Here is a 13946-nt window from a genome sequence, read left to right as displayed (position 1 = left end):
CAATTAGACATCGTCAGTGAAACCTATTCGCCCGCAGCAAAAATCCGCCCTGAATCAGAGCGGAATCCGGTATTCGGAGTTAACCTCAACGATATGCTCGCCTTGGTTATACACCCACTTAAATTCGAAAGTTTCGCCGGCATAACCCGTACGGCTTCGAATATCCGGAAGAATGACGGAAACAAAATTGTCCCTAATCGCCTTCTCCATAAGGATGAAGCGCTCTTTATTCTGCTTCGCCAGCATCTCCGCTTCTTCATCCGATTGCGCGGTTTGGAGAAAATAAGCCACTGCGATATCCAAGCCTCTAATGTTCTCTGGCAGCGCCTCCGGGGAGCCTCGAAATATTTCCTCCACCGTTTCTATCCAATCGTTATATAAATCCATTCCGATTCCACTCATCACAACGTTTCCCCTCCACCATGTTGAAATGCTATGTTCAAGGATAATGAATGCAATCCAAAATTGCAACCTTCACGCCTGCCAAGGTGAAACGGCAAACTGCACCTTTAACTATTCTTCCGATTGCCATTATCCAGGGATTCCTTTGAATCAACGAGGAAAGGCCCTAATCCCTTCACTAACACGACCGCTGACGCTTCTCCAGTATCATTTACATGCTCCGTTTACCATCATTTGCTAAAGAAAGCAGCAAGAGACCAAAATCAAAAACAAGCGTTGCGGAATAGCCCTCTGCAACGCTTGTTTAATGCGAATTTTTTAATTTTCGATTGTGCGGGCTGCTTCTTCGGGGAGCGACCCCCTTTGGCGTCAGCCCCTGCCTATAAACCGATCCGTTACGTTAGCGGATGCGGAAGCCGCTCAGTTTCACGCTTCCAAGCAGGCTAATGACTAAATCGCCTTCCAGCTTGATCGCCGGCAGCTGGAAGCTCACCGTTTGCCATTCCTGTTCACCGCTTGCAGGTACCATGCATGCTCCGAGAATATCACCATTCTTAGCCCCAATCCGAATGCGCAGCTCGCCGCCTTGCTCGGCTCCCGATACGCGCGCCTCAAATTCGGCTGATCCGTGGGACCAATCGATATCGGAGAATTTAATCCAGCCCTCCGCGTGCAGCGGACGCACGGCCGTGCCGCCCTCCTTGCTTTCATCGAGATACACGTTGGCATAATCGTCATAGTTTTCCGCGCGCGTCTGCAAGGATAGATTGCGTGCCGGAATCGTTTCACAAGTGATGCGAATCGTGGCTGCTGCCTTTACGTCATTGGAGGAACCGCCTGCGCTGAACGTATATTCTGCCGTCTCCAGACAGAAGCGGTCACGCGTAACATCCCAGAGCGCAAGCTCCTCCGCTGGAACGATAAGCTCGACATCCCGCGTTTCTCCTGCCTGCAGCGTAATCCGCGTAAAGCCGACCAGCTTTTTGAGCGGACGCTCCACCCTTGAGCCCGTGGTTGTTACGTACAGCTGAACGACCTCGTCTGCCGGAATATCCGATGTATTCGTCACCTGCAGCCTAGCCGTAACCCTGCCATCCAGGCTCGTTGCGCCATTCGTCAATTCCAGCGGGCTGTATGCGAAGGAAGCATAGCTAAGCCCGTGGCCGAACGGGTACAATGGCTCCCCATCGAAGTACAAATAAGTTCTTTTCCCCTTTTGAATATCATAATCCATCAAATCCGTAAGCTGCTCCGCAGATTTGTACCATGTCATATTCAGGCGTCCCGCAGGCGAATAGTCGCCGAAGAGCACGTCCGCAATGGCATTTCCGAGCTCCTGTCCCGCATGGGACAAATAGATTACTGCTGGTATATGCTCATTGACGGCATTCAACGTAAACGGATAGCTGCCGATCACGACCACGACTGTATTCGGGTTCGCTTCGTATACGGCGCTGATCAGAGCGTTCTGTGAGTCGGCAAGCTCCAAGCTCGGACGGTCAATCTCCTCCTTGCCGTTTATGAGCGGATTATTGCCTACAACGACGATTGCCGTTTCAGCTGCCTTGGCTGCCGCAACTGCCTCAGCAAGCCCGTCCGCGACGACGTTCTTAGTGAACAGCTCGTTGACGCCGATCTCAGCCGCCTCCGCAACTTGCAGCGAATCGTTGCCGCCGTTCGGAGCAGAGACCAATTTGCCATTCCATGTACGGATCGCGAACTGGCCGCCATCCTGCTCATCGAGCTTGAATACTTCTTTGACGTACCAGCCGAAAGCTTCATCCGCCGCCGCAGCGACATTCACGTCGTCCGAGCTTGTCAGCAGCTTGCCGGTCGTTTGATTCTCCAGCGTGCAGCTTCCCCAGCCCCAATCCGTAACCTCGAAATGATCTCCTTCCGCCGCAGGCTCAGCCGCTTGCAGGCGATTCTCGTTGTTCGCAGCCGCGCGCAGCGCTTTTCCGTTCGCAGCCGATTTTAACTCGATACGGTCATTCCCGCTGCTGAACGTGACCGTTTTGCCTGCGAGCTTGCTTTTGATGCCTTCCAATGGCGTAATCTTGTAAGGCAAAGAACCGGAATACCAGTCGCGGTATACTACATCGGCAAGCGGTCCGATTACGGCAACATGGTTCAGCTTTTCCTTGTTGAGCGGCAAAGCTTTGTTCTCGTTTTTGAGCAATACGATTGATTCCCGCGCCGCTTGCAGCGACAGCTCCCCGTGCTCAGGCGCGCAAAGCTTCGATTCCGGCATATCCGCGTAAGGATTCCGCTCAGCCGGATCGAACTCGCCTAGACGGAAACGGACTCGAAACGTATTGATTAGCGCTTTGTCGAGATGCTGCTCCGTCAGAAGCCCTTCATCCAAAGCTTCACGGATCGCTGCGCATGATTTTTCTTTATCATCCGTGATGCTGTCGATTCCGGCTTTGATGGAATGGGCTACCGCATCCTTATAGGATTCATAATAATGATGGTCGTTTACGATGCCGAGCAAATCCCCGGCATCGCTGACGATAAACCCGTTCATGCCCCATTCTTCCTTGACTACCTTGTTTACGTCCTCATGCAAGATGGTCGGCGTTCCGTTAACGGAATTGTAGGACGTCATCATGGAATGCGCCCCGCCCTTCACAAAGGCCGGCTTAAACGCTGCTTGGTAATACTCCTTCATGTTGCGCGGGTCAATGCTTGCGGAGCAGCTGCCGCGGTTGATTTCATTGTTGTTGCCGATAAAATGCTTCAAGGTCGCGACCGCTTTGAAATATAGCGGATGGTCGCCTTGTATGCCTTGTACGAGCGCCGAGGTTAGCTCTCCTGTGAGCTTCGGGTCCTCGCCGTAAGCTTCCTCGGTCCGTCCCCAACGCGGATCGCGCTCCATATCTACGGTTGGCGCCCACAACGTCAAACCGTTAATCGCCGGGTTTTTCTGGAAATAGACGCGTGCCTCGTCACCGATGACCGAGCCTACTTCCTTCAGCAGGACGGGATTCCATGTGCAGCCCAGTCCGATCGGCTGCGGAAAGGTGGTTGCTTCTCCAAGCCAAGCCATCCCATGGGCCGCTTCAGTACCATGCTTGTATGGCTTCACGCCTAAACGCGCGATTTCCGGCTGATATTGCACCATCGAGTCAATCTTCTCATCCAATGTAAACCGGGAAACGAGATCAGTTACCCGTTCTTCAAGCGGGAGGCCGGTATTTTGAAAAGGATACTCCGTATGCGTCGTCATAATGCTTACACTCCTTCTGTTTGTACAGGCATAATGCTGTACCAGTCATTTTTAGTCGTCTGAAAAGGCTTCGAACCGTCAATAAAATGGCCATCCGAGGTTTGTATAGCAACGCCGCAGGCAGCCTGCACTCGGCATACGCTTCCATGGGTTGAATGAATGCGGGCTGAAGTCAGCTTGCGATCCTTCCATGCCATATCGATGACGAAACCGCCTCTTGCTTTAAGGCCATGTACGGAACCGCTCGGCCAAGCTGCCGGCAGTGCCGGCAGCAGGACGATCCGGTCCAAATGGCTTTGCAGGAGGAGCTCAGCAATGCCAGCCGTACCGCCGAAGTTGCCATCAATCTGGAACGGCGGATGGTCATCGAACAGATTCGGATGGGTCGAACGTGCCAATAGCGTATGAATAAAACGATAAGCGGCTTCCCCGTCCGTTAGCCGAGCGTAAAGATTAATCAGCCATGCGCAGCTCCACCCCGTATGTCCGCCACCGTTCCGAATTCGGCTTTCGAGTGAACGGCGGCTCGCTTCAACAAGCTCAGGCGATGCCTCCTGGTTGATCGATGTGCCTGGATACAGGCCGTAGAGATGGGAAACATGGCGATGTCCCGGCTCATGCTCCTCGAAGCATTCATGCCATTCCTGCAATAATCCGTTCGCCTGAACTTGCAGCATAGGCAGCTTAAGCATGGCTGCAGCGATTCGCTGAGCAAATGCCTCATCCTGCTGAAGCAAGCCAGCGGCGCTAATGCAGTGGTCAAACAGCTCACCGATTAACGTTATATCCATCGCTGACGATTCAGCGACGCTGCTTGCCTCGCCCTCCTTCGTCAAAAATTTGTTCTCTGGCGAGGTTGACGGCACGGTCATTAACAGGCCTTTCTCATTTTCTTGCAGCCAGTCCAAGCAAAATAACGCCGCGCCCTTCATAATGGGAAAAACCTTATCGCGCAAAAAAGCCAAATCCGGGTTGTACAAGTAATGCTCCCAAAGATGCTGGGTGAGCCATACGCCGCCCATTGGCCAGAAAGCCCAGCTTGGATGTCCGGCTGTCGGCGTTGCCGTCCGCCAAATATCAACATTATGGTGGGCTACCCAGCCCGCACTGTTATAGTGTATTGCTGCCGTTCTCGCTCCCGTCTCGCTTAGCTCCTCGATCAGTTGAAATAGCGGCTCATGGCATTCACTCAGATTGCCTAGCTCAGCAGGCCAATAATTCATTTGCGTATTAATATTGGTCGTATAGTCGCTGTTCCAAGGCGGTTGCACGCGATCATTCCATATGCCCTGCAAATTGGCAGGCTGCGTGCCCGGGCGCGAGCTAGCCATGAGCAAATAACGGCCGTATTGAAAATACAACGCTTCAAGCTGCGGGTCCCGTTCGCCTTGCTTATACGCCTCAAGCCGCAGGTCAGTAGGCAGCTTCGCGTTCGTTGTTACACCTAAATCGATGCGTACGCGCTGAAACAACCTGCGATGGTCATTAACATGCCGTTCGCGAAGCCGTTCATATCCAAGTGACAAGGCAGCTGCGAGCACGCGCTCATTTTGCGCGGCTAATTCGCCTTCGCTTTTTGTCGGCTGACGGTCAAACCCCTTAAAGCTAGTCGCCGCGCTCAGAAGGAAAACAGCCGACCGCGCTCCCTCGATGACCAGCTTGTGGTCGCCTGTGACGGAAGCCTTGCCACCTTCGATGACAACGTGCAGCTTCGCCTGGAATTGAATGCCCCGGCTGTCCTCGTACTGCACCGCCATGGGATGGTCTCCCCAGTAATTGTCCGCCACATGACTCGGACAGCGGCCATGCATCGTAATCGCGCTCCCGCCTGTAGCGGACAGAAAATGCGGAACGTCAGCTTGCAGGGATGCTGTCAGCTCCAGTCCGTGCTCGCCCTCTGCCTCATATTTCATGCAAATAATCTGGTCAGGCGTGCTTGCAAACAACTCTCGTTTATACTGCGTTCGTCCGATTTGGAACCGAACGCCGGCCACTCCCGCATCGATGTCCAGCTCGCGGGTATAGGCTTCGGGCTGCGCATCCGGCAGTGCGAAACGCTGCTCTATGAACCAGTCGCCCATCGGCTGGTAAGACTCCGTATTCGTTCCAAGCATGCGGGCTTCGATAAGCTGTTCCGCTTCAACGAAACGTTTCTCCTTGATCAATTCCCGTGATCGCTTTAAATAGCGCAGCGCTTCGTAATTGTTTGTATCACGCGGAAATCCAGACCACAGCGTATCCTCGTTCAGCTGTACCCTCTCCTGGCGCACGCCTCCGAATGCCATGCCGCCCATCCGGCCATTGCCAACCGGCAGCGCTTCTTCCCATCTGGCGGCGGGCTGCTTATACCAAAGCTTCCATGCTTTTGCCTGCTCTAATCTATCGCTCATATGGTTGGTCTCCTATGGTCTCTTGTCATCTTTCTTGATATAGAAAAGGTTATTATTCATCATAACGGAAAGCACCACTCGTACAGTACCCATTAGATTTCATAAAAATTCATATGGAAATTAGCGCTTTCATGCGGCTATGCGCAAAAAAAGGAGCCGTCCCATCGTCAATTGAATGACTGATGGGACGGCCCCTTTCCGGCTCGTTGCTAGCTATCGCTACCCGTTATAGTCCTGCAGCTCCGAACACCTTATCGAATCCGGCTTTGGAGCGTTTCACAAGCTCCTCCGGCGTCTCATTTGGCGCTTCAGCCGTCAAAATCTCTTGTGAAACGGCACCTTTGTATCCGATTTTCGCTAGCGCGCGAAGAAAACCTTCCAAGTCGATCACGCCTTCGCCTGGATAAATGCGGCCGTTATCAAGCGCTTCTCCCACCGGTACATCAGGAGCGTCATTAATATGCACATGTACGATCTGATCAAGGCGCAGCGCTTCGATATCCGAAATCGCAAGCTCATTTGTATACCAGTGGTAGGCATCGAACAGCAATCCGACGTTGCTCTCGCCGATTGCGTCGATCCATTCCAGCGTTTCTTCGAGCGTCCATATGAAAGGATTAGCCCAGCGCGTGCGCAGATGATGCGGACCGACGAATTCAAGGCCAAGCCGGATACCGTATGCACCAAGAATTTGGGCACATGTGCGCAGCCTGCGTGTCGCAAGCGCCATGAAGCGCGCAGCTTTCAAGTCCGTTGACGGTAAAATATAGGTGCAGCAGCTTGTGCAGCCTAGCGCAGCCGCAGCTGCGGCTGATCTTGCGAGTTTCTCTAAGCCTTCCAGAAATGCGTCCTCCGTCGTTCTCCACTCTACCGGCAATCCGATCGAGCCGATCACTACGCCATTGCTTGCCAACAGCTCGCGTGCTTTCTCCAATCCGTGACGCTCGATGAGCGAATATGCGTCAATGTCTACCGCCTGGAAGCCGTTTGCGCCAGCAAGCTCAATCAAGCGCTCGTCGCTTTCGATGCGGCCAAGCCCTGCTCCTGTCAATCCTCTCAGCATTTGAATGCCTCCTCGTTTCGTCTTCTATTTGTTTAAGTTCCAATCCAGCTTAACTTCATTGCCCGTACGTGAGGACTCGTAGATCGCATCCAGCACGAGGTTATTCGTAAATCCGGATAATACCGATGTAATCGGCTGCTTGCCATCGCGGATGCATGCCAGGAAGTGCCTGCTCAGGCGGGCGCGTTCTCCCTCGTCGTTTTCTGCTTTGCTAAGCGTGCTTTCGATCGCACGATCGAATTTTTCCGTAAGCAGTTTGCCTTCGGATCCGCGGTAACTCGCTCCGCCATCGGAGCCCATGACATGGATAAACGGCGAGTTGTCCGTATCCATATGCACAGCCCAGCTCACTTCAAGCGACAACGTGCTGCCGTCTTCCATTTTGATCAACGCCGTTGCAAGGTCTTCTACATCATAAGTACCGTCCCAATCAGGCGTTCCCCAAGTACCGATGCCTTTTCGGTTTGGTCCGAACTCGGCATAAGTAGAACCGAATACCGAAACCGGCTTTGGATTGCCCATTAAGTATAACGCAAGATCAAGCATGTGTACGCCAATATCGATAAGAGGGCCGCCGCCGGATTGATCCATTTGCGTGAACCATGTTCCCCAGCCCGGAATGCCTTTGCGGCGGAACCAGCCTGTTTTGGCCGAATATATTTTACCTAGCTCGCCGCGATCGATTTGCTCCTTGATTTGCATGGCGACAGACTCCCAGCGCATTTGGTGGGCAACCATCAATACGCGGTCCGATGCTTCGCTTGCTTTCAATATTTCACGCGCAGCCTCACTGTTAATGCCCATCGGTTTTTCAAGCAGCACATGCTTTCCAGCCGCCAGTGCCTGCACCGCAAGCGGAGCATGGAATTGGTTCGGAACGCCGATGATAATCGCATCTATGTCCGAGCGCTGGATCAGCTCCTCATTTGAAGCGATTACATGCTCTATCCCGTACTGCTTAGCAGCTTTCTCCGCGCGAGACAAATCAAGATCCGTCACGGCCGTAATGACGCATTCGTCACCCAGCTTCGAAAATTCACCTGCATGCACATTGCCGATATTGCCCGCTCCGATTAATCCGATTCTTATTTTATTTCCAGTCGTCATTGGAATTCCTCCTGCGATTTTAGTGAAAAGCAAAGCAGCCTTTCGCAATCATTCGTTTAATTGCGAGCGCTTGATCCCTGTATTTATGTTAGAATAAACGAGATGAGAAATCGTGCTTGTTTTTCGGTAAAAGTCTCAGTTTTTCGGAGGAACCCATTCATTCATGACCTATATACCTGATTATTTGAAAACGTATCCAAATATGAATACCTCATCGCCGCTCCACATCAGCTTGAATCGCCTTTACCATGGCTTTCGGCCGCATCGCCATGACTTTTTGGAATTTTCGTATGTCGTGGACGGCAGAGGCTCTGAATCCATTAACGACGCGCGGCATCAAATGCTGCCTGGAACGTTCACCTTTGTATTGCCTTATCAGGTGCATGAGTTGTTCACGGAGCCGGGCAGCACGCTCGTTCTCTACAACTGCATGTTCAGCATGGATCTTCTGATGGAGCCCGGTCAGGAAGATGGCTTGCTTGGCCTTAACGACCAGAATGGCTGGCCGCCATTCGTCCAGCTGAGCGGTGAGGACAATGAACGGATGACCCGCCTGATTGAAGAGATGTACTTCGAATACAAAGGCAAGGAACCCTGGCGCAGAACCATGCTGCAGGCGAAGCTCAAAGAAATTTTAATCTGCTTCGACCGGTACCGGAGAAAGTCGTCGGCCGTAGCGGATGTGACAAAGCTGGCGTCCCGGTCGAGCACTTCAATCTGGCCGATTATCCACTACATTCATCGCCATTATCAGGAGGAATTGGCCTTATCCGATCTTGCAAGCCAATTTTCCCTCAGCGTCTCAAGAATAAGCGAAGTAATCAAACAGACAACAGGACAGACCTTCGTCCACTTCCTGCATGATTTGCGGCTAAGGCACGCGTGCAGCCTGCTCGTTTCCACCGACATGAGCGTTGCCGAGATTGCGCTTGAGGTTGGTTATGGCTCCTACAAAACCTTTTCGCGCATCTTCCGCGAAACGAAAGGCGTCGTGCCAAAGGATTATCGGAAAATGAAGCTGTCCCCAGACGTGATTGTCCAAGCGTAAACGGCTGAAGCCGTCCTCTGGCGGTTAAGCTTACGTTTCGCATGAAATATAGCGAAAGTCGGCGAAATGATTTGCTTTCCTATATTTTAAAAAGAAACGCCTGACGGCTTCCTTCAATAGACGCCATCGTTTCGGCGAAACGTATAGTGAAAGGATGAGCAAACTCTTATCCTTTCCTATACGTCAAGAATAACCGAGCCATAAGCAAGGGCTGCCTCCAGTAGATTGATCTACTGCGGAGGCAGCCCTTGCTTGGTTATGTGTTTAATGAATTATGGATAAGACCACGAACAAGACGGCTAGCAATACGTAAATGACAAGCGACACGACCATTAAAGTCCGCTTACTCACAGCGCTACTCCCCTCCCTGCACCGATTAGGCTTTACACCATTATTGTATGTGGGCGGGGACAACGTGGAAATTGTCCTGATATAGAAATTATGCAGAGCTTACCTTCTTGCCGAGTCCTTCCGGTCAGAAGGAAGCAATATGGTAAGCATGCCGAGCAACGGTAAATACGAGGTGCAGCGAATGACAAATTCGATCCCCATCGAATCCGCCAAATCACCTAGAACCGCCGATCCAATGCCGGCAAGCCCGAATGCCATGCCGAAAAACACACCCGAGACTAGGCCGACTCTGCCTGGCAGCAGCTCATTGGCGTAAACCAATATAACCGAAAAAGCAGAAGCCAATATAAGGCCGGCGAAAAAGATTAAAATAATCGAAAAAGTTAAATTGGCATATGGCAAGAGCAGCGCAAACGGTGCCGTACCCAATATCGAAAACCAAATCAAGCTGCGGCGGCTGAACTTATCCGCGAGCATTCCCCCTAATAGCAAACCAATCACGTTGGCAGCCAGAAAAACGAACAAAACGATTTGCGCCCCGGTGAGGGAAAGCCCAAAATGATCGATGGCATAAAACGAATAATAGCTGCTGATAGCCGCAATGTATACGTTTTTGGAAAAAACCAAAACCATTAAAATCGTAATCGCAAATATGACTTTTCCCGTCGTTACGTTCATCTGGGAGACGGGTTTCGCCGCTCGCGCCGTACTTCTTGCCGGCACAAGCGCCAGCTGCTTCCCATACCATTTGGCCACGTTGAATTGAATCAAGATGCCGACGGATACGACTAACGCGAACCAGGCTACTCCCTTCTGCCCCGTATGGACGAATAATACCGCTGTCATGATAGGGGCTAAGGATTGGCCAATATTGCCGCCGAATTGAAAAATCGACTGGCCTGTCCCTTTTTTCGCGCCGGAGGCCAAATAAGAAACACGGGCGGAGGCTGGATGAAACACCGCCGAGCCTATGCCAATGAGCATGACAGCAGCCATGACTACCCAGAATTGGCTTGCGTACGAGAGCGCGGCTACCCCTCCGAGCGTGAACAGCATGCCGATCGGCAGGAGCATCGGCTTCGGATGCGAATCCGATAAGATCCCAATAACCGGCTGCAGCAACGCTGCGGTCAGGTTGATCATTAAGGAAATAAGACCGATTTGCGCAAAGCTGAGTGACAGCGAATCCTTCAAAATCGGAAATAAGGCAGGAACGACCGATTGAATCGAGTCATTAACGAGATGAACGAAGCTGATCGCGAACAATAACGGGTATATCGTCTTCATCGCGGACGGCGGCGCTGCCAATGCGGCTTGATTGCTGGACATGGTGTCACTTCTCCTTTATCGCTTTTCAAATGTTTTGCGATATGTGATATATCGCATATTATATTTCGACTAGCACAGAATAGCAATACAAGATTTTCTCTTTGCCGCATTTCGTTTGCCTACTCCATCCACCTGCGATATATTATATATTGTTGCATGGTACTACCATCAAGGTTTATGGCAACATTCCAAGTAAAAGGAGGGCTTTCGTTGCCTATTCCAACAGACTATTCATCGCCGGTCAGACTCTCCGCCAAGGAACGTACGCTCAGCCAGCTGCAAAAATGGATTATCGACGGCACGCTCCAGCCAGGCGAGAAGCTCATTGACTCCGAGCTTTCCGAAGCGTTAGGCGTCAGCCGCACCCCCATTAGAGAAGCCTTCCAGCTGCTTGAGGTACAAGGCTTGATTCAGACGTTCCCAGGCAAAGAAACCCGCGTGACGACACTCGAGAAGGAAGACATTATCAAGCTATACGCGCCATTAACCGTGCTTCAGGCGCTGGCCGCCGAGCTGGCATGCGAACTCATCCAACAGGAAAATATCGAGCAGCTTCGTTCCATTAATGCCAGCTTCAGCGAGAGCGTAAAAAAAGAACAGCTTTACGAGGCAATGGAATACGACGAGGAGTTTCACGAAACGATTCTTCATGTTGCGAACAATCAGCATATACTCACCTTTTGCTCCTCGCTGCAAATGCATATCAGAAGATATAAATACATCTTTTTCAAACGGCCGAACTGGGAATCACAAGCGGCAGCCGAGGACCACGAAGCGATCATAGATGCGCTCGCGGCCCGTGATGCGGCAGAAGCCGCGCGGCTAATGAAGAAAAACCTCATTCGGCCGCTTGCGCATTTGGACAGCATGCTTTCATGAGCTTCGACTCATTCATAGCCGGTTCCAACAAAACGAGACTAAGCTTCTGCGCGGCAGGCTTAATCTCGTTTTTTGGCATATACGCTTATCCCATACATAGCAGGCGTTCTTGTCTCGTTATCGGAAAGATACTTATCTCGTGCTTATCCGCTTGCCCGACTCGAACGATTCAACGGCTGCATACGCTAGCCGGAGCGCCCTAAATCCTGCCGAAGCATGAATAGGCGGCGCCTCTCCTGCTCGGAAGGCTCGGAGCAAATGGTCGAAGTGCTTGTCGAAGGTCAGATGGAATTGGCGGTCCGCGTCGTTGAAATACCCTGCCTGCCAAACTTCCGCGGTCTCGCTCCCGGCTTGCTGGAACGCATACCGCTTCACGGTGTCCTCGATCGTCGCTCTCCCTAACGAGCCGTTCAGCTCAAGGGCATGCGTGCCTGCATATGCGTAAGAGGAATCATAGGAGCCCAGCAGCGTTCCCACGGCACCGGACTCGAACGCAAGGGCTAACGCTAACGTAGAGAAACCATTCCCCGTTTTATTTGTCATTTGCGCCATTACCGATCTGATCGGGCCACACAAATACTCCAGCGTATCAAAGCCATGGCACTGCGTTTCAATCAGATTCGCATGCGGGTGCCCTCCTTCCCCTTCTCCGCCGAAACGCCAAGACGCAAACACAAGATCGCCAAGCCTTCCCGCATCGATGTCAGCTTTTGCCTTCTGAACGGGAACGGCATAACGATGGTTGAAATTAATCGCGAAAAACAAACCTTTTTTGTCCGCCGCTTCGAGCAGCGTCTCCGCCTCCTTGATTCCGAACACGAGCGGCTTCTCTACCAATAATGGCACTCCGGCTTGAATGATTTGCAGCGTCGCGTCAAAATGTCCTTGGTTAGGCAGGCAAAGGCTGACCAAGTCAGGTTTTTCCCGTTCCAGCATGCTCGCGATGTCTGTATAAGCCCTCGTACCGAACTCCGCTGCCCGTGCCGATGTCCTGCTTTCGTCACGGCCGACTATCGCGCAGAAATCAACGTCCTGACGTCCTTGAAAGATCCGGGCATGATGGTATCCCCAGCCCCCCGCGCCAATTAGCGCAATTTTCGTTTGCTTCCGTGCGCTCATTGCTCGATGACCACCTTGCCCGTTTCGCCTTGGAAGAAAAGCTCGAAAGCCGCTTGCATCGATTCCGGACCGAACCGATGCGTAATAATCTGTTTCAAATAAACCAGATTTTCAGCTATCAGCCGCAAATTGTCTTCCAGCTCGCCGAAACAAAAATATTCGCTGCCGAGAACCGCCCTCTCCGTTGCGATAAGATCGGAAGACACTTGCAGATGAAGCTCTTGCCCGTGTCCGATGCATACGAGCACTCCGCGCGCATTCAGCGCATGCAAGGCTGTTTGGCGCGCAGCCGTCTTGCCGCTCGTATCGAATGCCGCATCCACTCCCGATAAACCTGCATTCGCCAAGACAGTCTCCAGCGCCACCTCTCCCAAATGAACCGGGACCGCTCCCATTTGCCGGGCAAGCTCCAAGCGGTAATGCGTATAATCTGTCACAATCACAGGCACATCATGGCCTAGCAGCAGCTTCGCCATGGACAACACCGCTAGACCGATCGGCCCGGCGCCTGCGACGACAATCGAATTGATATCGTCTCGAACTAGCTGCGCCCTTCTAATGGCATGTCCGCCCGTTCCCATAATGTCTAAGAGCATGGTTGCCTCAGTCAGCGGAATATCCGGACCAATCGGAAAAAAAACCTTTTCGCTGACCAGCATGTAAGGCGCATAACCGCCATCGCGATTGAAACCGTAATCCCCTTTCTTGTTTAAGCATTGATTCGTGTGGCCCTGTATGCAGTTGCGGCATTGTCCGCAGTAGTCCATTAAATAGATAACGCCTGGCGTACCCACCGCGCACGCCGTCCCTGCTCCAGCTGCGGCAACGATGCCAGCTGCCTCATGCCCTGGCGTGAAGGCCGAGCCTTCGTTGAACTGACCTCGTTCAGACCCGCACAACGCGTTCGCTTTAACTTCGACCAGCAGCTCGCCAACGCCGGGAATCGGTACGGGCACTTCCTGAAAGCCTATTTGTCCATTGCCCAAAAATTGCGGTATTCTCATCATCCTTGGAACGTTCGCGATCATT

Annotated in this window: 10 protein-coding genes; 2 read left to right on the top strand and 8 right to left on the bottom strand. The window is 52.3% G+C overall.

The annotated features are described in order from the left end of the window. Positions 1-54: 54 nt before the first annotated feature. The 5 genes from AC0YN3_RS00360 to AC0YN3_RS00340 all read right to left on the bottom strand — a co-directional run bounded on the left by AC0YN3_RS00360 (position 55) and on the right by AC0YN3_RS00340 (position 8191). Positions 55-402 (bottom strand): hypothetical protein, encoded by a 348-nt coding sequence (locus tag AC0YN3_RS00360; RefSeq protein WP_475773198.1) that lies wholly within the window; start codon positions 400-402, stop codon positions 55-57. Positions 403-802: 400 nt separating this feature from the next. Further along, on the bottom strand, positions 803-3631 hold the full coding sequence (locus AC0YN3_RS00355) for a glycoside hydrolase family 3 C-terminal domain-containing protein (protein ID WP_475773197.1): 2829 nt from the start codon (positions 3629-3631) through the stop codon (positions 803-805). A 5-nt stretch (positions 3632-3636) separates the two neighbouring features. Then, entirely contained in the window at positions 3637-6021 is a 2385-nt protein-coding gene (locus AC0YN3_RS00350; RefSeq protein WP_475773196.1) for a glycoside hydrolase family 95 protein, read from the bottom strand. Positions 6022-6247: 226 nt separating this feature from the next. Further along, positions 6248-7084 carry a sugar phosphate isomerase/epimerase family protein gene (locus AC0YN3_RS00345; protein WP_475773195.1) on the bottom strand — a complete coding sequence of 279 codons (837 nt, stop codon included), beginning with the start codon at positions 7082-7084 and terminating at the stop codon, positions 6248-6250. A gap of 24 nt (positions 7085-7108) precedes the next feature. Continuing rightward, entirely contained in the window at positions 7109-8191 is a 1083-nt protein-coding gene (locus tag AC0YN3_RS00340) for a Gfo/Idh/MocA family protein (RefSeq protein ID WP_475773194.1), read from the bottom strand. A gap of 163 nt (positions 8192-8354) precedes the next feature. Between AC0YN3_RS00340 and AC0YN3_RS00335 the strand changes: the two genes are divergently transcribed. Beyond that, positions 8355-9239: a helix-turn-helix domain-containing protein gene (locus tag AC0YN3_RS00335; protein WP_475773193.1), complete on the top strand. Its 885-nt coding sequence runs from the start codon at positions 8355-8357 to the stop codon at positions 9237-9239. A gap of 450 nt (positions 9240-9689) precedes the next feature. Here AC0YN3_RS00335 and AC0YN3_RS00330 read toward each other — a convergent pair whose 3' ends face one another. After that, positions 9690-10919: an MFS transporter gene (locus tag AC0YN3_RS00330; RefSeq protein WP_475773192.1), complete on the bottom strand. Its 1230-nt coding sequence runs from the start codon at positions 10917-10919 to the stop codon at positions 9690-9692. Positions 10920-11129: 210 nt separating this feature from the next. Between AC0YN3_RS00330 and AC0YN3_RS00325 the strand changes: the two genes are divergently transcribed. Further along, a complete protein-coding gene (locus tag AC0YN3_RS00325) occupies positions 11130-11798 on the top strand; it encodes a GntR family transcriptional regulator (RefSeq protein WP_475773191.1) in 669 nt (222 codons plus the stop codon). Positions 11799-11930: 132 nt separating this feature from the next. On the opposite strand, the gene AC0YN3_RS00320 is transcribed toward AC0YN3_RS00325, so the two are convergent. Both AC0YN3_RS00320 and AC0YN3_RS00315 read right to left on the bottom strand, forming a co-directional pair. Then, a complete protein-coding gene (locus tag AC0YN3_RS00320) occupies positions 11931-12917 on the bottom strand; it encodes a Gfo/Idh/MocA family protein (protein ID WP_475773190.1) in 987 nt (328 codons plus the stop codon). Further along, positions 12914-13945 (bottom strand): alcohol dehydrogenase catalytic domain-containing protein, encoded by a 1032-nt coding sequence (locus tag AC0YN3_RS00315; protein ID WP_475773189.1) that lies wholly within the window; start codon positions 13943-13945, stop codon positions 12914-12916. Before AC0YN3_RS00315 ends, AC0YN3_RS00320 begins: the two co-directional genes overlap by 4 nt. Between the last annotated feature and the right edge of the window lies 1 nt (position 13946).

This window comes from Paenibacillus sp. J22R232, assembly GCF_056269165.1.
This window is presented reverse-complemented; position numbering and strand designations above follow the sequence as displayed.